A 20,950-nucleotide genomic window follows, 5' to 3' on the forward strand; every position below is an offset into this window, starting at 1 on the left:
CAAGCGTTTTGATAGCAAGAACCTACCAGCAAAATACCGTAAATTTGATCCTATTCTGTTGCGAAGATACATACCACTCTGTATGAAAAAACACCTTTTAACGGCGCTGTTTAGCTTGTATTTACTTCCCGCCATCTGGGCCCAGTCAGCGACCAAACCAATTGATAGTGGTTTTAAAATTATAGGCCATGTTAAAGGGCTAAAAGATACGACCTGCGTACTGGCTCACTTTTTCGGCTCCACTCAATACATACCCAAAGATACGGCCCGTGTAGATGGTGCCGGAAACATGGTTTTTGAAGGAACCAAGAAGCTACCCGAGGGCCTATTTATTGTCGTTATGCCCCAAAAAGGGTATCTGCAATTGCTGGTTACCGACGATCAGCAGTTCTCGTTCGATACCGATACAACCAACATCATCGCCAGCATGAAGGTATCAGGCTCCAAAGAAAATGAGTTATTTTATACCTATCAGCAGCAACTCAGTAAATTATCGGACCAGGCGCAAGCGCTGAATGTGCAGAAAAAGATGCGAAATGATGCCGTTTCGGCAGCCACGATGAACAAACAGCTGAGCGATTTGCAGAAACAGGCCACAGACTACCGCAGCCAGTTCCTGAAAGACAACGCAAGTTCCTTTGCCGCTAAGCTGTTCAAAGCTTCTGCCGAACCCGACGTGCCGCCTGCTCCAAAGGCCGCGAATGGACGCCCGGATTCCGTTTGGGTTTTCAATTATTTTAAGGCACACTTCTGGGATGATTTCGACTTCTCCGATGAGCGTTTTGTCCGGTCACCTCTGTTGCAGCAAAAAGTAGAACGTTACATCAAAGAGCTAACCGTTCAGGTGCCAGATTCCCTTATTAAAGAAGCCGATCTGGTGGTTAACAAGGCTATTGCAGGCAAAAGCGCCGAAGTAAAATACTACACCATCTATTACATCACGAGCCAGTACGAGCAACCCAAAGTGATGGGAACAGACGGCTTGTTTGTACACATGTTCGAAAAGTATTATAAAACGGGCGTTATGACGGTTTCCGATTCATCGACCCTCAAAAGCATCGGCGAGCGGGTGGCTACCATGAAGCCCAATCTAGTCGGTAAATCATTCGTGGCTCCCGTCATTAGCGATACCCTACGTCGGCCAATTGCTTTCCAGAACCTGAAATCAGATTATACCATTGTGTTTTTCTATTCGCCAACCTGCGGTCATTGCCGGGAAAGCGCGCCAAAAATCAAGAAACTGGTGGACGACTACAAGGGGAAAGGCATAGAAGTCGTAGCCATCGCCATTGATCAAAGCCCCGAAGAGTGGAAGAAGTTCATTAAGGAGTTTAAGCTGGGGAAGGCCATTAACGGCTATGATTACAGCTCCCGAACCGATTTCCGGCGGCAATATGATGTCTGGACAACACCAACGGTCTACGTGCTGGATAAGAACAAACGAATCATTGCCCGCAAGCTCCCTACCGAGCAAATTGAGGACTTTATCCTGTTCAATAAGCGACAGGAAGCCGCAAAACGGACAGCATCGGTGTCGGCGAAGAAGTGAATAGCAGGAGTTAGTAGATAAAAGTGAGGAGTTGCTGACGCCAGTAATATTCTCGCGCCAGCAACTCCTCACTTTTATCTACTAACTCCTACTTCTAAAAAAATTACCTCATCTTCGTCCGCTTCACCAAATAGGCTTGGAGAATCTGGTCGAAGCCCTGGGCGATATCGGCTTCGATGAAGTCGATTTTGTATTGGCCGCAACGCATTTTCAGTTCCTGGAAATACGACTTTACCGCCTGCTGATACGTTTCCCGTACCTGTCCGGGCTGAAGCTTCACCTTTTCTCCGGTTTCTAGGTCGATAAATTCGTAAGGCCGTTCGTCGAAGGCGAACTCCTCCTCCGTTTTTTTGTCCGTTACGTGAAATAGCAGCACTTCGTGTAAGTTATGGCGTAAGTGTTGCAGGGCTGAAAACAGCGCATCGGCTTTTTCGCTGTTATCGAACATATCGCTGAAAATAACCACCAGCGACCGTTTATTGATTTTTTCGGCTACCAGATGAATGACATCAGCCGCCGAGGTTTTTCGTAGCGGTTTAGGCTGCTGCATCAACAGATCGAGTTGCGTAAACAGTTTATGAACGTGCGACGGCGTCGATTTTGTAGGCGTTTGCAGGTCGATCTGATCCGCGAAGGTGGTCAGGCTCACGGCATCTTTCTGGCGCTGCAGCATATAGGCCAGACACGCGGCTGCCATCACGCTGAAAGTCATCTTCCCATACGTAGCTTCAGGGTAATACATCGATGACGACGTATCGATCAGCAGGTGACAGCGTAAATTTGTTTCTTCTTCGTAGCGCTTGACAAATAGTTTTTCTGTCTTGCCAAACACTTTCCAGTCGATATGCCGGGTCGTTTCGCCGGTATTGTAGAGTCGGTGTTCCGCAAACTCGACTGAAAACCCATGGAAGGGTGATTTGTGCAGCCCTGTAATAAAGCCTTCGACCAGTTGACGGGCCAGAAATTCGACGTTTCCAAACGAACGTACCTGGCTAAGATTAAGGGGTTGTTTCATAAGCTCTTTCGCTTTTTGAATTTAACGCAAAAAGCGAACCGTTCGACATCTCCGGCAGGAATTGCACAGGGAAATATCGAACGGTTCGCAAACGCAGCTGTTAGCTGCTTACATAACGGGTTCCAGCAGGGGCTGAAACTCAACTGGGGTTGTAAACGGCGAAGGCGTCATAGCGACTGCATAGCCTTTGCCAACAACCCGAAGTGATACATTGGCAATCCCTTTGGAAACCATGCCAAGTGCATGAGCGGCTGCCATAGTTAAATCAATAACGCGCCCTTTGGCAAAAGGCCCCCGATCATTGATTCGTACAATTACTGAGCGCTGATTGTCGAGGTTTGTTACTTCAACCAACGTGTTTAAAGGTAAGTTACGGTGGGCTCCTTCGAGGGCTGCTGCGCTAACGCGCTCCCCGTAAGCGGTCCTGCGACCATTGAACTTCTTGGAATAAAAAGACGCTTTGCCTTTCTGTATGAGGCTCGGAAGAGCCTCCGCCGGGTTTATGTTGCTAAAAAACAACATAATGGACATGATCAAACTCATACAGCTCCTAGTTACGTGAAAAAAATAGGCGGGGGGTATGTTTACATTACTTCCACATACCAGCCGCCCCAAAAAAGTGCAATTCCTTAAAAACAAAGATAATATACACGCCCTTTATAACCAAGCTATTAGCGAAAAAAGTGTGGAATTAGCTCTACATTACCGTTTACTTTTGGCATCAATTACGCCCAAAATATATTTAACTGTATTCTTTTTGTTCTATCCTGATAGAATGTACTTTAGCGTTTGAGAATTGACTAAACCTTTTTAACTGTGGACGATAGAGACCGAGAAAAAATTTACTCAAAGCGAGTTCGGGCGGGTAAACGAACCTATTTTTTTGACGTTAAGTCGACCCGCACGAATGATTATTACCTGACCATCACTGAAAGCCGTCGACACCCGCAAGGGGAAGGGTTCGTGTATGAAAAGCACAAAATGTTTCTCTACAAAGAAGACTTCGACAAGTTTATTGAAGCGTTGCAGGAAACCGTGAGTCATATAAAAACCGAACTCATGCCCGAAGTAGACTTCACGCAGTTCGTACAACGCGAGCGGGATGAACAGGATGACTTCGCCAGTGAGTTGAAATGGGAATAAATGAACCTACTTTTTACGAATGGCATAAACTTTACACATTCTCTCGGTTGACTGCTCCAACCGCTATATATAGTTAGCCTTCAGCCGCTCCGGTTGAAGGCTTTTTTTGTGGTCCGCCGTCGCAGTTGTATTTTTGCAGAAATAAGTCAGTAAGTCGGTAAGTCAGTAAGTCAGTAAGTGGCTGACGCATCAGGAAAACACCCACGTCAGCTGCTTACTGACTTACTGACTTACCGACTTATCGACTTGTTAACTTACTGACTTATTTCATGGGACTTCAATGTGGAATCGTGGGTTTGCCGAATGTGGGCAAATCAACGCTGTTTAACGCAATATCAAGCGGAAAGGCCGAAGCGGCCAACTACCCCTTCTGCACAATAGAGCCTAATGTAGGCGTAGTAACCGTACCCGACGAACGTCTGGATACCCTCGAAAGTCTGGTGAAACCCCAGCGGGTGGTACCAACCATTATCGAGTTTGTCGACATTGCGGGTCTGGTAAAGGGAGCCAGCCAGGGCGCCGGTCTGGGTAATAAATTCCTGGCCAACATTCGTGAAGTGGATGCTATTGTACACGTGATCCGTTGCTTTGAGGACGACAACATCGTTCACGTTGAAGGCAAGGTCGATCCGATATCGGATAAGGAAATCATCGACGCTGAGTTGCAGCTGAAAGATTTAGAGGCCGTAGATAAGAAAATTCAGAAAATAGCAAAAGCGGCTCAGGTTGGCGATGCGAAGGCCAAAGCTGAGTTAGCCATCCTGAAAGAATACAAATCAACCCTCGAAGCAGGCAAGAGTGCCCGCACCGTTCAGGTGTCTCCGGAAGAGAAGGAAGCCGCCATCGGCGATATTGCCCTGCTAACGGTGAAGCCCGTTATTTATGTGGCTAACGTCGACGAAGGGTCACTGCCCAACGGAAACGCCTATTCTGATAAACTCAAAGAAGCGGTGAAAGATGAAGGGGCTGAAGTGATCATCATCAGTGCCGGTATCGAATCGCAGATTGCCGAAATGGAAGACCCCGAAGAGCGCGAGCTGTTCCTTAGCGAATATGGCCTGACCGAATCGGGTTTGAGCCAGCTCATCAAGGCATCGTACCGGCTGCTGGGCCTGATTACCTACTTTACGGCGGGCGTTAAAGAAGTTCGTGCCTGGACCATCCACCGGGGTTGGAAAGCCCCACAGGCCGCCGGCGTGATCCACTCCGATTTTGAACGGAAGTTCATTCGGGCGCAAGTCATGAAACTCCCCGATTTTACCCAATTTAAAACCGAAGCGGGTGTCCGCGAAGCCGGAAAGCTAGCCGTAGAAGGTAAAGAATACGTCGTACAAGACGGCGATATAATGGAATTTCTGCACAGCGCCTAGTAGGAGTTTGGTTGAGTTAGTGGAGTAGATAAAATAGGTGAAGTGGTTGAAGTGACTAGAGTCGGTTTATCCTCGCTTCACCAATTTCACTCACTCCACTAACCCTTACTTCCGTTTATTCACGCCTATCCGTTTGTAAGCGATCAGTTGGTCGGCGCGGGAGGCTGGCGGACGGTGATAGATAAATATTTCGTAATCGTTTTCGGTGGATGAGAAACTTCCCTCTATGAAGTTCTCATCCACTTTTGGTTTTGGACCGGTTGAGCCAACGATGTAATCGTAATTGTAAACACCCTGTTTCAGCAGGACGCTGGCCCGATAAGCGCCCAGGGTCGGGTCGAACTCCATACGGTTTCGGTCGGTCAGCTGCCAGAAGTTAAAAGCCCCATTCACATACACATCAACCCCCGGAATTTCGGGGGTTTTGAGAGTGAAAACAGTTTCGATATAATCGGCGTTGGTAGGGCCGTTGCCCGTTTCGCGATGGTCGATAACAAACTGCCCGTTAAAGTCATCGCTTTGTATGTACACACCGCGGCTACGCGGCTGGTCTACCTGTACGTAAGCAATGTTTCGGTCGGCAGGGCGGTCGATGCGGTCGATGTAGTTAGCGCGGGACAACACCGTACGCGTATCGAAGAACCGGAATTCATTCCCGCCGGGCATAGTATTGCTTAAATCAACAAGCCGGTACTCCAGCGTCTGGTCAAAAGCCTGCACATTGGTTGGGCGTAGCCCCCGTATTTCGCGGTCATCGCGGTAGTTTTGCCGAATGACAACTTTAAAATCGTCTTGGGGCGATATCACCTGATAGCCTCTGTAGTTAACGCTCATATCGATTTGCTGATCGCTGAACTGGCGAGCAGGATCTGACGAAAAGCGCACACCAGCCGCTACCGTTACCCGGTTCTGATAGGTACTGAACCGGCGCGTGAAGAGGATATTATTCCGGTTGCGCTCATCATAAACGACCAGCAGGTAATTGCCCGGCAATTTCACCCGTGGCAGGGTAAATCGGTAATGATAGTACGGAATTTTGGTGTTGATTGAGTTCTGGTACTCTGTGATGGGATTGTCGTTGTATTCGTACGTAAACTCGATGTCGTTCAGGATGGATCGTTGCCAGTCGGCGTTGCAATGCACCAGCCGGGCCCGGAAGGCACGGTAATCGGCCGTCAGATCGTCGAACTCCAGTTGGAGCACCACCTGTTCATCCAGCGAAATAACGGGCGGATTCAGCGTCAGTGCCGGGTCGATCAGGTTGGTACCCACTTGTGGGAACAACAGCACGGAAGCTATTTTAGGGTCATAAACACGGTCGATCGTCTGAAGTTGCTGGGCAGCTGTGGGAAACGAAACTAGCCAGAATAACGCAATGGCAAAGAGCCTTAGGTAAACAATCATGTACAGTGGTTTTAATCGGCGATTGGTAAACAGACATCCGTCAGTCTGCTTGTATAGGAACGATACAGCAGGTCCTGATTATACAGCGGTATCAACATTCGTCCAATTCAGTAGTTAATACCTTTATGATTATCGTCTACTCAGGTAAATTTATATATGGTCAATTATAACCCCAAAGACTGGTTTCGATTTATTATCACCTTCAACCGGGCCGACACGGTGCGTAAGCTGCTACCAGCGCTGGTATCCATCGGTGTCTACTCGTTTATCATCGTCCACCTGATCGAGATGGCCGATTTGAGTGACAACCCGCATCTGAAGAACTTCTCGCTCATGCACACACTGCTGAGTTTTGTTATATCGATGCTGCTGGTTTTCCGAACGAACACTGCTTACGACCGCTGGTGGGAAGGCCGGAAACTATGGGGAGGCCTTGTCAACAACAGCCGAAATATGGCGCTTAAGCTGGACCAGTTGCTGGAACCAACCCAGATCGAAGCCCGCCAGTTTTTCCGGACCATGATTCCGAACTTCGCCTTTGCGCTCAAGAACCATTTACGGCAGCAAGGCGTAGAACAGGAGTTTGCCGAAAGTGCCTCGTTTGGCGTGCATAACCTCCGGTTGAGTGAGCATGTGCCCCAGCAAATTGCACTGGCTATTTTTGGCAAAGTCAATACCCTGCAACGTCAGGGCACTTTACTACCCGAGCATCTGCTGGTACTCAACCCGGAAATTCAATCCCTGATGGACATCTGCGGAGCCTGCGAGCGAATAAAAAACACGCCCATTCCGTTTTCCTATAGCTCGTTTATCAAGAAATTCATTTTCGTTTACTGCATTTCGCTGCCGTTGGGTTACGTCTCCAACCTCCATTACCTGGTTGTACCGCTGGTCGTATTCGTTTTTTACGTGCTGGCCAGCCTGGAAGTTATAGCCGAAGAAATCGAAAACCCGTTTGGTACGGACGACAACGACCTGCCGCTGGATACCATCTGCAAGGGCATTCATAAAACCGTGACCCAGTCGTTCGACCATACCGAAATGCTCCTTCAAACAGACCAGCTCAGTGAAACGCCCAAAGGTTTTTCGTACGAAAAATAGACCATCAGGAAAACTCACTCAAACAAGCCAAGCTGCCCGGCAGGTCTGAACAAGCGCGTTGTCAACTCGGTCGGCTTACGTCCGGCCAGGTATTTCTGACAGGAAATCCGGTGCAACTGAGCGATCTGGTGTGCATACTGCCCCTCCCCTGTCATCCGGGTCTTAAACCGCGAATCGTTCAGCTGGCCGCCATGACAATCGGCAATTTGAGTAAGCACGCGGTCGGCCCGGTCGGGAAAGGTTTGCAGAAGCCAGTCGGTAAACAGGGGCGCAACCGCACCATTTAGCCGGACAACAGTGTAAGCAGCCCAGCAGGCACCCTGGTCGGCGGCCTGCTCAATTAATCTGGGAATTTCGTGGTCGTTCAGACTGGGAATGATAGGCGCTGTCATAATCCCCACGGGTACGCCTGCCCGATGTAACGCGCCCATCGTTTTAAAGCGTTGCCCGGCTGTAACGGTGCGCGGCTCCATAACCAACCGAAGGGACTCGTTGCCGGTGGTAATCGAAATGGCGACACTCACCAGATTAAGCGCTGCCAGTGGTGCTAAAATATCCAGATCGCGCAGAATGAGCGCATTCTTGGTAATGATCGACACCGGATTCCGGTATTGTAGGCATAGAGCCAGCATCTGCCGGGTGAGCTGGTAGGTACGTTCGGCGGGTTGGTAGCAATCGGTATTTCCCGAGAAATGAATAATACCCGGTTTGTAGGAGCGCGACTGAAACTGCTTTTCGAGTAAGGCCGGTGCGTTTTTCTTCACCATTATTTTACTCTCGAAATCAAGACCAGCCGAGAAACCCCAGTATTCGTGCGTGGGCCGGGCGTAGCAATAGATGCAGCCGTGTTCGCAGCCTTGATAAGGATTTATGGATGCCGAAAAGCCAATATCCGGACTACTGGGACGGCTGATGATCTGCTTCGGTGTTTCTTCGAAGAACTGCGTTTTTATTGTTGGCTTCGGAAAGTCTTCATCTATAACCTCCTGCGGCTCGTCGGGTTCATACCGATGTACCGAGAATGAATTAGCTGAATTAAACTGCGCTCCCCGCCCTTTCTTGTAATCGCCCATACTGATACAAATAAAACATAAATATATTTTACTTGTATCAGAAACTTAGGCGTAGCTGCTTACTAATTTACCGACTAACTTAATTTCTTCTCCCACTCTTCTGCTTCGAGCATAGCGGTTTCCCACTCGTCCTGAAGCTTACTGATTTGGGCCATTACGTGGCGGTATTCGTCGTTTTTGGCCTGCATCAGCTTATCCTCGCCATACGTTGCGGGGTCGGCGAGTTCGATTTCAAGGCGTTTCTTGCGTTCTTCCAGCTGCGCAATCTTGGTTTCCGACTCTTCTACCTGACGAGTCAGGTTCTTAAGGGTTTTCTGCCATTCTTTGCGTTCTTCATCCGATGCCCGGCCGTTGGTAGCTTTGCCATTCGACGAATGGCCGTTGGTAGCCGGAGCAGGCTGCATTTTCGAATTGTCAACGGGTTGACTGGATGGACCCAGACCCTGCGCTTTGCGTTCTTCCTGCCACCACTCGTACTCATCGTAGGTACCCGGATATTCTTTAATCTGCTCGTCTTCGATGTACCAGATTTTGTTGGCAATCTGCGACACGAAGTAGCGATCGTGGGATACAACCACGTAGGTTCCTTCATACTGCTGCAAGGCCTGAATCAGGATATTCACCGACTGCATGTCGAGGTGGTTGGTCGGTTCGTCCAGCAGCAGAAAGTTCGCCTGTGAGAGTAGTACTTTAGCGAGTGCCACGCGCGATTTTTCGCCCCCGGATAGCACCTTGATTTTTTTGAACACATCATCGCCCGAGAACAGGAAGCAGCCGAGTACACCCCGGAGTTCGCCATCCGATTTGGTCGGGTTTGCCTGCTTCAATTCCTCCAGCATGGAATCCTCCACCCGAAGCGACTCAAGCTGGTGCTGGGCGTAGAAGCTGAAGGAAACATTATAACCCAGCACGCGCTCACCATCGATGGGTTCAGAACCCGAAATGATCCGAAGCAATGTCGACTTACCGCGTCCGTTGGCACCAATAAGGGCAACTTTATCGCCCCGTTCGAGCCGGGCGGTAGAGTGTGTCAGGATGCGTTTTTCGCCATAGGCCTTCGAAATATCGTCCAGATGCAGAATATGCCGACCAGGCTGCTGCGAGAAGTTGAACTTGAAATTCACCCGCGCATTGCTATCGATCACATCGTCGACAAGCTCCATTCGTTCGAGTTGTTTGACCCGGCTTTGCGCCTGCTTCGCCTTCGAGGCTTTAGCTTTAAAGCGCTCAATGAACCGTTCTGTCTGCCGGATTTTAGCCTGCTGGTTTTCAAAAGCACCTTTCTGAATTTCGTTACGCAGGGCTTTCTCTTCCATATAGTAGGAATAGTTACCGGCGTAATAATTCAGTTTTGCGCCCGATACCTCCACAATGGTATCAACCACATTATCGATGAACTCGCGGTCGTGGGAAACCACAATAACGGAGCCTTCGTAGTTCTGAACGTACTTTTCAACCCACTGAATGGAGGGTAAGTCCAAGTGGTTGGTCGGCTCATCGAGCATGAGCAGCGATGGTTTTTCCAGCAGCAGTTTAGCGAGCATAACGCGCATGCGCCAGCCTCCGGAAAAGAGCCTCAGCGGCCGGTGCAGATCGTCGGTCGAGAAACCCAGACCTTCCAGAATTTCTTCGGCTCTGGACTGGATGGTGTAGCCGTCGAGCGCATCGAATTCTTCCTGCGCTTTTCCGAGCTTATCGACCAGATCATCGGTATAATTGACCTCCATTTGATGGAGTAGCTCGTCAATTTTTATTTGCAACTCATTTTGCCTTGCAAACGCCTGCATAGCCACCGACAATATGGAATCGTCGGTCTGGTAAGACAGCAAATCCTGGTTAAGGAAGCCAATTGTCACATCCCCTGCTTTGGAGATCGTTCCCCCATCTGACTGGTATTCGCCATTGATGATACGGAGCAGTGTGGACTTACCAGTACCATTGAGACCAATGAGGCCGATTTTCTGATTAGGCTTTATGTGTAGCGAGGCATTATCATAAAGTGCCCGGCTACCGAGGTAATACGATAGGTTCGTAATGGAAATCATGGATGCAAATTTACCAAAAATAAAACGGATACTTGCGTTCTTAAATTCCACTCTGTTATATTTGCACTCGCAAAAGCGATTACAAGCCTCCTTAGCTCAGTTGGTAGAGCACTTCATTCGTAATGAAGGGGTCGTAGGTTCAAGTCCTATAGGAGGCTCAGCCGATACACAGTGAATACTGTACGAATCCTTTCAAAAACCTTCTGAAGCTATTCAGGAGGTTTTTTCGTTTATCATCTATTCATACCCTACAGCTTTTCAGCCCCTTCAACTGCTCAGCCACACCCGATCAGACTGGCCAAATTACTCATGACCGCCGTAGTGAGCATCAACATCGTCGGGTATATGGAATAGCTAGGCCCAGCCAGCAACGCCTGCTTAATCGCTTTGTTTGAGGTCAATTCCAACCGTTTGCGCACTACCAGTTGATGATCCATAATAAACGGTTCCATCATCGATCGGGTACTCGACCCGGCTTCCCGATAAATAAGCGGGAGTTTCTCCAGTAGCCGGAGATAATTGTTCAACGAGGCCGGTTCGTCCAATCGACGCCCCACTACATATAGTTTGTTAGGCATGAGTTCCAGGTAATTCACGTTCAGCTTCTGCAGCAAAATAGACACCAGGGCAAAGTCAACCTCATTTTTAGCCAGACTGTCAATTACCTTTTGCTGGTTCGTGACGTCCATAACCAGCTCAATGCCTTCGTGCTGGCGCATACAGCCCGCCAAAAAATAGGGCCTCGCATACTTACCTATCGATACCACCCACATCGTCAGTTTGCCCGGAATGACTTAAATTTGATGGGGTTAAGCCGGTAGCTATCGGCACTACCGGCTTAACCCAATCGTTCATTTATAGTCCAGCGAGGTAGTTGCAGTACAGGCTTTATCAACCCGAAAACGTATCCATCGGGCTTGAAAATCTGAGGGAAATGTATGGGTCACGGGTTGGCCAGGGGCTACGGTAAAGGTCTTGTACGCCATCCATTGGCCCGTGCCAACGGGGTCTGCCTCCACCGTAAAGGTAACTGGTGAAGCGGCTTTATGCGACAGGGTCAGCGTACGCTTGTCGTAAAAACCAATCAGATAAGGATCAGATGGGATGTTCGCGGCCACGGTCGCGTCTTTCCACGGTCCACCGCGCCCCGTTGGTTTGCCCAGTTTCCAGAGGTCGTCGATAGCACCTGCCCAAATAGCCGCCTTCCGGTCGTCCGACACGATGATATGCTCTTTCCCAGCTGCCGATGCCAGATCAATTCCCGTCATCACCAGCAAGCCGCGGTACGAGGCATAATCGTTGATACGAAGCTGGTGCGAGGCAATGGGCCTGACTTTGGCGTAGCCATCCGCGTTTTCGGCCGGGAGTTCGTAGAAGGTACCATGGCAGTTGAACAGGTCGCGCTCAGTGGCAACTTCCCGACAAATACGCAGGCTGCCTTCGTTGGTAAGTTGCGTAAACCGCTCGTCTCCCAGCGGGAAACGCCAGCGCCGACCTTTTTCGTCCACAACCAGTACCGACGAAGCCTCGACGGAAATAACCTCTTTGGGAATGGCAAATTTGGCCTGAATAAACGCCTGGGTTGTATCGTCCTGCTTCCGCACCAGCTTCATAGCCGCATCCAGTTCGTAATAGCCGACGGTTTTGGGCTTTCCATTAGTGTATTCCTGGGCCAGCAGGCCAAGCGCCCGTCGGTTATCCCCCAGGCCATAGAGCAGTCCACCCGTGGTGGTGGGTGCTATTACCGGGCTGAGCCCAGCAAACATCAGATTGGCGGCTGTGGGCCGGTTGTCGTTGGCCGAGTAGGTAAACTGGGTCGTTAGCCGGGCGGCTTTATCCGTCCGAACCCGAATCCATTCGCCGGGCATATTGGCAGCAAATGTAACTCGGGTGGCCTGTTGGCCCGCCATCGAACTCGTTTGCAGGGTTGTCCAGTTGCCCGTGCCGTTTTTGTCGACCTCAAACGTAAGCGTAACGGTTCCCTCACTGTGGTTCTGCACCCAGGCCGAGCGGTTGGCCCAGCCCGCAAACAGGAACGGTTCGGAATAACCGCCAGCCGCTACGGCCTCATTCAGCCAAACGGCACCCTCGGCGGTGTTGGGGCCAAGCTGATCGGGCAGGGTCAGGGGCGTAAACCACAGGTTGGAGTTCGACTGCCCCGGCCCTTCGATGCCTCCTTTCTCCTTTCGCTTGTTCAAAAACTCTTTCTGCGCGGAATCGTCGCAGCCAAACACCAGCCGGTCATTCCAGCGGGTAAAATCGCCAATCACTTTCAGGTAAGCCGATCGGGGCCGGATTCCGACCGTGTTCGATACTGAAAACGTAGCCGGAAACCGCCAGAACAGGCCGTGCATTGTCATCAGATAATCCGGTTTACCCCCCAGCCCTACATCCCGAATCCGGGGCCATTCGGTATTCCAGCCGTGGGCTCCGTCGTAGGTGTGGCTGGCTTTGGGAAGCCGGAAAAATGACCACTTGCCATTCCCCCGCACGCCCAGCAACACCGATTTATGGTCCCAACCGGTGGCCCAGATCGGGTCGATGGCCGGATTTGCATTGCCATAGATGCCGCCGGGGCCAGTCACTTCCACAAACTGATTCCGGCGTACGACAGTCCAGTCTTTCCCGTTCCATTCGGCGAGGACTCCCGCTTCAATATCGAACTGTTTGAGCGCCAGGGGACCGGGTTCCCCATTGTTGGAATATACCATCACCCCCTGCCCCGAGTACACGCCTTTCCCGTGGGCACCGGGCAGCAGCGTACCCATATGGTTATTGGACATATCATCTTTCTTCGGTTGCTTTACATTGCCATCGGGGTAGAGCAGCATCGTTTTCAGACTTTGGGCATTCACCCGATAAAAGCCCTCTTCCATTGTGGCAAGTAACAGATTCTGTTTGGGATCGGTTAGGTCCCGCGCCAGCCCCGTATAGCGGCCCGGTGCTACTGAATAGGGAATGGTTCGTACCTGCCGATCGGCATCTATGGCATAGGGGCCAATAAATAACTGATTGCTCTCCCGATGAATCATGCGATTGGCGGGCGTCCCTCCGGTACTTTCCGGGCGGGTCGTTACAGAAAGATCAGCGGTGATTTCATACAGTTTATCCGATGAGCCAAACGGCAGGTGAGGCCCGTAGGTAACCACCCACAGGCGATTAGCCCAAGGCACCACGGCCCCGGTGCCACATTCCCCCTCATTATTGTAATAAGCCAGATGCGGGTAAATGCCGCTAAACTGAGGGTGGGCAGGTTTATTCTGGGCGTTTGCCGTGCCCAGGACAAAAAGCAAACAGACGAGTAGTCGAAAACCGGTAGCGGTCATACGGAATAATAAAAAAGAAGGTGAATATCAACGTTTGATAAAACGGGTGGTCTGTACGCCCTTTGCCGATTCCAGCAGCAGCGTATAAACGCCGTGCGGCAGTGCCGACAGGTCGTACTGTTTCCCTGTAGGTTGTTTAAACTGATAGAGCCGGCGTCCCTGCGCATCCACAACGGTAAGCGTTTCGAAAGGCTGGTCGGTGTCGACCGTTACAATACCCGTGCCGGGGTTAGGGAAAACCGAAACCGCTTTTTGCAGGGGTTCGGTTGCCGTCAACAGCGATTCGGTCAGGGTCATGGTGGTGATCGAAAGCGGAGGCAGGGTCAGCGTGGCGGCATTTCCGGCGAAATAGACAGGAACGGGTTGCAGCGCATTTTTACTGTGCGACACGAAGGTTTCCTCAGCGGGCAGGGCCGCCAGCCGTAACGCCTGTACCGGGGCCGTTGGGGTCTTGAAATTAGCAATATTGAGGGTGGCTATCTGGCCAGCTGTCGTTGAGCGGTTTACCAACACCACCGTCAGGGTGTCTCCTCCCCTGTTGACTGACGGATAGGCCGACACCAGCGTTTCGTTGCTCGATGTACCCTTCACTGCGGTGATCTGGTTGTACCGGGCAAACAGGTGCAGCGTTTCCCACATGCCGACCTTCCACGACCAGGGGGTAAAAATGGCTACGTCTTTCTGCATAAATTCACCCAGCATGGAGGCATACCAAACCGCCGTAACGGAAGGGTCGCTGCTTTTTACGTCTATTTCAGTTATTCCCAGCTTAACGCCGTGGTTCGGCCCCATGTATTGGGTCAGCCAGTCGTTGACCCGCCCAAAAATATATTCTTTGGTAAGGCTGCTATTCCAGTTTCCCGTCAGGTCTTTTACGCCGTTTGCACCAGGATAGTCATACGTCTGGTCGAAAAAAACGCGGTGTAGTTGCACGATCTGCTCCGGGCTGCTTTCGCCGGGGTAAAAATGAAGATCCAGCACATCGAGCAGGCGAACGCCCGACGCTTTTTGCTCCTCGGCGCATCGCTTAATGAAATACGCCAGCCAGGACAAATACTGCCCATCAGACAGGGTGGTGCGGTTCATCCAGTGGTACCAATGCCACTCATTGGCCGTGGCGGGGCCTACCAGCTTTATGCCGGGGAAGCGTGCCCGTGCCTGTTTAGCAACGGCGAAATAGCGCTGCATAAACGCTTCGGCAGAGAGAGAGTTATTGACCACATCGTCGTGCGTACCGTTCCAGATTTCGGGCTCATTGTCCATATTCCAGTAGGTTAGCCGCCCATCGGGAATGGAAAGCCGGTTTCGCCAGTGGTCCAAAAGGCCCACCGTCGAGTCGGCGGGCCAGTCTTGCAGGTAGCGGTCGGGGTTGCCGTTTGTCAATGCCTGATTGCCCCCGGCAGGGTTCAGCGTTCCGCCCCCGGCCAGATTCTGATTTACGCCTGTCCACCACTGCGAGCGGTTATAGCCCCAGTCGTCGAAGTTGGCGGTTGACGTTGCGGCTACTTTCCCAATTAGCTGGAACGACCACATGCCCGTTACAGACGAGGCTAAACTGTCCTGAAGCAACCGAACAGCTTTATCCCAATCGTTCGTATAAACGTTATTATACCAATCGGGGTGGCTCGACAGCCGTTTGCGCCAGTTGTATTTAGTTGAATTGTTGCCCCCGCCCTGGCGCAGAAACCGCATCCCCGACTCGCGAAGCCGCACCCACTGCGCGGCCGTTGAGCCGGTGGTACTGCTCTGACCGGGCAGCATACCGTTGCCGCCGTAGAGGTAGGGTGAAATGGGTTTTTTCTCCAATGTGGGGTCTACAGCAAGGGTTACTCCCTGAGCCGGGGCAACGACCCCGACTCCCAGAAAGCTTATTAACAGCAACCAACGCATACGTTTAATCTGGTTAGTACCCGTCGTTCTGTTTCATGTTAGTATCAATCTGGATCTAAGCCGCCGGGATAGCCCAAAGATACTGCTGATTGGTCCAGCTTGTTGGCACAATTAAAGTCCTTGTGTTGGCCCATACTCACCAAAAAAATGGGTGAGACAATGTCTCACCCGTTTCTTGACCAACCTTGTAATTCACTTGTTTCCAAACGATACTTACTGATGGATAACTACCTTAATAACCCGGGTTCTGGGTCAAATTCGGGTTCAGCGTCATTTCCCGGAACGGAATTGGATACAATCGCCGGGTGGGTGCCGGACTCATGTTGGCGTTCGCAGGGTCAGTAGCCGTGTACTTTGCTTTGAAAGCCTGCATGGTCGCGACCTCTTTATCCCACCGGATGAGATCGTACCACCGATGCCCCTCGAAAGCCAGCTCCACCCGGCGCTCCTGTTCGATAGCCAATTGCGTATCTGTCTTCGACAGGCCCGTTTTTTCAACCAGCCCGGCCCGCTTTCGTATACTGTTTACCTGCGTCAGGGCCAGGTCTGTTTTTCCATTGTTGTTAGCCGCTTCGGCATACATCAGCAGCACATCGGCATAGCGCAGTACTGGCCAGTCGTTTTCCCCTTCGTTCTGGAGCGTGACATAGTAAATGAATTTCTTGGCCCAGTAATAAACGTTGGGAGCCGTTCCGTAGATGCCCATAAACGCATCCCGGCGTACGTCGCCTTTTTCGTAAGCGTCGAACAGGTCCTGCGTTCCGGTGTTAAAACTATTGCCCGTCACGCCGATGATCGACGTACCGGATGGCTGGGGCGCAAAGTTTGCCGAGTAGGAATTCCCTTCGCCAAAGCCCCCACTCACGTACTGGACGGCAAACACGATTTCGTCGTTGTTATCGCGCCCGACACCAAACACATCAGTAATATTGGGCAGAATCCGGTAGGTTCCGGCGGCAATGACCTCGGCTAGTTTGGCTTCTGCCTCGGGCCATTTTTTCTGTTGCAGATACACTTTACCCAGCAGCGATTTGGCCGCACCCGTGGTAGCTCGCCCAATATTGGCGCCCGTGTATTTGGCAGGCAGCACTTTTTCGGCCTCCAGCAAGTCCTTTTCAATCTGGCCATATACCGTAGCTGCCGGGCTTCGTTTATAGGTGTAGGCGTCTGCTTCGGTCGTTATTTCTTTCAGCACCAGCGGCACATCGCCGAAATAGCGTACCAGGTTGAAATACATGAGTGCCCGCAAAAACTTGGCCTCACCGGTATATTGGTCCTTGGTCGTTGTGCTGGCAAAGGTTACCGGCCCTATTTTGTCGAGGATGACGTTACAGTTCGAGATGGTCCGGTAAGCGTCGTTCCAGGCTGCCGACATGTTGGTACTGGACGGCTGGTAGGTAAGTTTATCCAGTTCACCCTGCCCGACTTCGTTCTCACCGAAGGTCCGGGTGTTGTCCGATGGCACCTCGGTATACAGAAAATACGAGTTGTAGATACCCCGCAGGTTACCATAGGCCCCGGTCAGGGCCGACCGGATGTCGGCTTCGCTTTTATAAAAGCTGCCAACGGGAATGACGTCCTGCGGAATCAGGTCAACGAATTTTTCTCCGCAACCCGTCGTCAGGCTGATAAGGCCGGTGAGTACGAGTAATTTTATTGCTTTCGTGTACGGTTTCATACGCTTTTCAGGAGTTAACGATCGACAATTCTTGAGGCATCAACAGGTTAGAAGCCGATATTGAGGCCAATGGTGTAGGTACGTGCCAGTGGGTAGGTACCCTGATCGACGCCAATCTGCACGGGCGAATCCGGCACGGTGTTGGTCTCCGGATTATACCAGGGATAGCTGGTGAAGGTGAACAGGTTCTGTCCCGTTACATAGATGCGGGCCGACTGTAGCTTGATCTTGTTCAGCCATACCGTTGGTACCGAGTAGCCGAAGGTGAGGTTGCGGATTCGGACAAACGAACCATCGAAAAGCAGCCGGTCGGTGAGGTTGTTGCCGGGGTGAATGCCCCCCGCCCCTGCCGCCGGGAAGTCGGTGTTTTGTGTGGGGTTGGCCGGGTCGAACTGGTTCCGGAAGTAAAGCGGAATGGTGTTGAATACCTGGTTTGCCCAGATGTGCCGCAGGTTTCCATTGATGACGTTGACGCCCTGTACACCCTGAAGAATGACGCTCAGGTCGAAGTTTTTGTACTGGAAGTTGTGGGTCATCCCCCAGATATAGCTGGGTACGCCTTTGCCAATATACACCCGGTCGTTCTCGTCGATTTTGTTGTCGCCATTTTGGTCCCGGATCATCCAGTTCCCCACTTTATCGCCCGTTGTGAACTGGGCGTTCTTGCTAAGGTCATCGGCATTCTTGAAGATACCCGTCACCTGAAAGCCATACATGTTGCCCAGCGGGTCGCCCACGCGAACCTGATAAACGTTGTTCCAGCCAAAAATAGCCGCTACCGTTGGCAGCGACGCAGGGCCACCGAGGTCCATCACCTTGCTGCGGTTGCCCGAAATATTCCCGTCTATCGTCCAGCGAACAGCACCTACATTGAGGTTAGCCCGGGCGGAGAGTTCAAGGCCCCGGTTGCGCAGGCTGCCGATGTTGGTTCGGAAATTGGTAGCGTAGCCCACAATGCCCGGCAAGTCTTTCTGGAACAACATGCCGGTTGTCAGTCGATTGTAATAGTCGATACCCAAGGTGAAGCGGTCGTTCAGGAAGCCCATTTCGAGGCCCAGGTCGGTCTGCACGTTTTTCTCCCAAGTCAGGTCGTAGTTGGCAAATCCGGTCTGGGCATAGCCGAAGGTCCGCGCCTGATTGAAGCTGTAGTTCCGGCCCTGTACGCTGTTGGTCCAGTTGAAACTACCGATGTTGGCATTCCCCGTTTCGCCGTAGCTGGCTCTGATCTTGAGTTCGCTGATGCTGTTTTTCAGGCCCGACCAGAACTTCTCTTCGCTGATCCGCCAGGCTCCCGAGATGGACGGGAACGTAGCAAATCGGTTGTTTGGACCAAAACGCGACGATGCATCCCGCCGAATGGCGGCCGAAAAAATGTATTTACTCTTGAAATCGTAGGTAATACGTCCGCCCAATGACAAAAAAGCGTTCTGATCGTAGTTTAGCTCACCAATCCGGTCGGGGGAGGCCAGCGGGTTATCCAGCAGACTAGTCGTGTAACTACCCGACCGGCCCGACGTAGCCGTGTTTTTAGCCTGTAGTTTCTGAAGCGAGTACAGGGCCAGCAGCGAGAAGTTATGGTTACCAAACGCCTTGTTGTAGGTAGCTGTATTCTCCCAGAGCCAGTCCAGCGTGACAGTCTGCGACTCGCGGGCGAAAATCTGACCTAACACCGGGTTCGTTGAGTTGGCGCGGGGAGCCGATTCGTTGGCCAGATTGGCTGGGATGTAGGCCGACTGATCGAAAATACTCAGCGTTGACCCCAGCGTTGTTTTCAGCCGCAGGTTCGCAATCGGCTGCCATTCCAGAAAGCCATTGCCAAACAGCCGATAGCCTTTTAGGTTGTTGCGGCTAAGCTCCAGAACGGCCAGCGGGTTGTAGAGATTAGTCTGGTAAAAATTGGTGCCATTCGGGTTCGTATTGCCGTTGAAGGTCTGCGCGTAATCGCCATTGGGGGTATAAACCGGAATGGTCGGCGGCATGTCGATGGCCGAAATAATGGCGCTGGGCAACGACCGGGTACCGCTGGTTTCAGTACCGTTCGATCCGTTGAACTGCCCGGCCGCCTGCTGCTGAAACTGACTGCTGTAGGAAGGGGCCATCGACACGCCTAATTTGAGTTTAGGACTCAAGTCGGCATCCAGGTTAAAGCGCAGGTTATACCGTTCGTAAGCTGAACCTTTCAGGATACCATCCTGCTTGAAATACCCACCCGAGATGGCAAAGCGAACCTTATCGGTGCCGCCCGTGGCCGAAAGCTGGTAGTTACTGATGGTCGCCTGCCGGAAAATCGCATCCTGCCAATCGGTATCGGGCAAACTGTCGGGTTTGGTTTCAAATACTTTTGGGTAAGGTATATTCTTGAGCCTGGAGGCATAAATGGCGTTCTCGATGTACTGATCCCGATTCAGAAGCTGTACTTTCTTGGCCAGTTGCTGAATGCCCGTATAGATGGATACGTTGAAGCTGGTTTTACCTGCTTTGCCCCGCTTGGTCGTTACAATAACAACACCGTTGGCCGCCCGTGACCCATAAATAGCCGCCGAAGCCGCGTCTTTCAGAATCTCCATCGACTCGATGTCCGTTGGGTTGATGAGCGCAAACTGGGCGGGGTCCTGTAGCGGATAACCGTCAACGACATACAGTGGTGTGCTGCCCGTACTCAGCGAACCAACTCCCCGAATACGGATAGTGGGTGGTGCCCCCGGCGTGCTCCCCCGGTCAGACTGTACCTGTACACCAGCCGCCAGCGCAGCCAGCGCTTCACCGGGTGTACTGACGGGCTGTATGCCAATATTTTTCCCTTCTACTTTGGCGATGGCCGTCGAGAGCGTTTTCCGCGACTGCTCACCATACCCGATCACGACAACCTCGCTCAAACTCTGGTTATCAACGCGCATCTGAATATCTACTGTTGTTCGGTTCCCTACGCTGACCTCCTGCTTCAGGTAGCCAACCGAGCTGAAGACCAGCACCGCGTTGGGCGTGGGTACACTGATTCGGTACTGGCCTTTCTCGTCGGTGGCGGTTCCAGTTGTGGTGCCTTTCACGGTCACGTTGGCCCCCGGCAAGCCTGTGCCGGTTTCGTCAGTTACTCGGCCTGTTACTAGCTGAACCGACGCGCTCGTGCTGACGGCCATTGCCGCCAACGGCTTCTGCCTGGTCAGAGCAGAAGCCAGTTGCTGTGCCTGTATGGGCGCTACTGCGTTCGCCATGAACGTCAGCCAAACGGTCAGTCGGAGACCGCTACGTATATACTCACGCATACTTTATTGGTTTATAGATGGTTATAGGCAATTCAAATTGAGTTCACATGAATGTGTATGGGCCGGAGCAACCGGTGGTGGTGACTGACGCCC

Annotated in this window: 14 protein-coding genes and 1 tRNA gene; 5 read left to right on the forward strand and 10 right to left on the reverse strand. The window is 51.7% G+C overall.

Translation table 11 applies throughout. The features are described 5' to 3' along the window. Positions 1–82 precede the first annotated feature (82 nt). Positions 83–1,549, forward strand: coding sequence for a TlpA family protein disulfide reductase (locus NT073_RS32560; protein ID WP_297382427.1), 1,467 nt, complete (start codon positions 83–85; stop codon positions 1,547–1,549). 103 nt (positions 1,550–1,652) lie between these two features. Here the strand turns inward: NT073_RS32560 and NT073_RS32565 are convergent, their stop codons facing one another. Both NT073_RS32565 and NT073_RS32570 read right to left on the reverse strand, forming a co-directional pair. After that, the gene (locus tag NT073_RS32565; protein ID WP_297382430.1) at positions 1,653–2,564 is read right to left on the reverse strand and encodes a DUF58 domain-containing protein; all 912 of its coding nucleotides are present in this window, start codon (positions 2,562–2,564) and stop codon (positions 1,653–1,655) included. Between the two features lie 108 nt (positions 2,565–2,672). Then, on the reverse strand, positions 2,673–3,107 hold the full coding sequence (locus NT073_RS32570) for a septal ring lytic transglycosylase RlpA family protein (protein ID WP_297382431.1): 435 nt from the start codon (positions 3,105–3,107) through the stop codon (positions 2,673–2,675). Positions 3,108–3,380: 273 nt separating this feature from the next. Here NT073_RS32570 and NT073_RS32575 point away from each other — a divergent pair, with 273 nt between their 5' ends. Both NT073_RS32575 and ychF read left to right on the forward strand, forming a co-directional pair. Next, positions 3,381–3,707: a DUF3276 family protein gene (locus NT073_RS32575; RefSeq protein WP_012928772.1), complete on the forward strand. Its 327-nt coding sequence runs from the start codon at positions 3,381–3,383 to the stop codon at positions 3,705–3,707. A 269-nt stretch (positions 3,708–3,976) separates the two neighbouring features. Continuing rightward, complete coding sequence (ychF, locus tag NT073_RS32580) at positions 3,977–5,077, forward strand: redox-regulated ATPase YchF (protein ID WP_297382435.1); 1,101 nt, start codon at positions 3,977–3,979, stop codon at positions 5,075–5,077. 105 nt (positions 5,078–5,182) lie between these two features. Here the strand turns inward: ychF and NT073_RS32585 are convergent, their stop codons facing one another. Next, positions 5,183–6,481 (reverse strand): DUF5103 domain-containing protein, encoded by a 1,299-nt coding sequence (locus NT073_RS32585; RefSeq protein WP_297382437.1) that lies wholly within the window; start codon positions 6,479–6,481, stop codon positions 5,183–5,185. A gap of 156 nt (positions 6,482–6,637) precedes the next feature. Between NT073_RS32585 and NT073_RS32590 the strand changes: the two genes are divergently transcribed. Continuing rightward, positions 6,638–7,582, forward strand: coding sequence for a bestrophin family ion channel (locus NT073_RS32590; RefSeq protein WP_297382439.1), 945 nt, complete (start codon positions 6,638–6,640; stop codon positions 7,580–7,582). Positions 7,583–7,596: 14 nt separating this feature from the next. On the opposite strand, the gene NT073_RS32595 is transcribed toward NT073_RS32590, so the two are convergent. Both NT073_RS32595 and NT073_RS32600 read right to left on the reverse strand, forming a co-directional pair. Further along, entirely contained in the window at positions 7,597–8,655 is a 1,059-nt protein-coding gene (locus NT073_RS32595) for a PA0069 family radical SAM protein (protein WP_297382441.1), read from the reverse strand. Positions 8,656–8,729: 74 nt separating this feature from the next. Continuing rightward, positions 8,730–10,700 carry an ABC-F family ATP-binding cassette domain-containing protein gene (locus NT073_RS32600; RefSeq protein ID WP_297382443.1) on the reverse strand — a complete coding sequence of 657 codons (1,971 nt, stop codon included), beginning with the start codon at positions 10,698–10,700 and terminating at the stop codon, positions 8,730–8,732. Positions 10,701–10,785: 85 nt separating this feature from the next. Here NT073_RS32600 and NT073_RS32605 point away from each other — a divergent pair. Then, positions 10,786–10,858, forward strand: a tRNA-Thr gene (locus NT073_RS32605). A gap of 117 nt (positions 10,859–10,975) precedes the next feature. On the opposite strand, the gene NT073_RS32610 is transcribed toward NT073_RS32605, so the two are convergent. From NT073_RS32610 to NT073_RS32630, 5 genes are all read right to left on the reverse strand, one after another. After that, positions 10,976–11,473, reverse strand: a complete 498-nt coding sequence (locus NT073_RS32610) for a LysR substrate-binding domain-containing protein (protein WP_297382445.1) — start codon at positions 11,471–11,473, stop codon at positions 10,976–10,978. Positions 11,474–11,551: 78 nt separating this feature from the next. Next, positions 11,552–14,026, reverse strand: coding sequence for a hypothetical protein (locus tag NT073_RS32615; protein ID WP_297382447.1), 2,475 nt, complete (start codon positions 14,024–14,026; stop codon positions 11,552–11,554). A gap of 27 nt (positions 14,027–14,053) precedes the next feature. Beyond that, positions 14,054–15,916 (reverse strand): glycoside hydrolase family 44 protein, encoded by a 1,863-nt coding sequence (locus NT073_RS32620; protein ID WP_297382448.1) that lies wholly within the window; start codon positions 15,914–15,916, stop codon positions 14,054–14,056. Between the two features lie 232 nt (positions 15,917–16,148). Then, positions 16,149–17,594 (reverse strand): RagB/SusD family nutrient uptake outer membrane protein, encoded by a 1,446-nt coding sequence (locus NT073_RS32625; RefSeq protein ID WP_297382449.1) that lies wholly within the window; start codon positions 17,592–17,594, stop codon positions 16,149–16,151. A 47-nt stretch (positions 17,595–17,641) separates the two neighbouring features. Next, positions 17,642–20,857: a TonB-dependent receptor gene (locus tag NT073_RS32630; RefSeq protein WP_297382450.1), complete on the reverse strand. Its 3,216-nt coding sequence runs from the start codon at positions 20,855–20,857 to the stop codon at positions 17,642–17,644. Positions 20,858–20,950 lie beyond the last annotated feature (93 nt).

Origin of the sequence: Spirosoma sp. (assembly GCF_026391055.1) — a bacterium.
Lineage (GTDB): Bacteria > Bacteroidota > Bacteroidia > Cytophagales > Spirosomataceae > Spirosoma.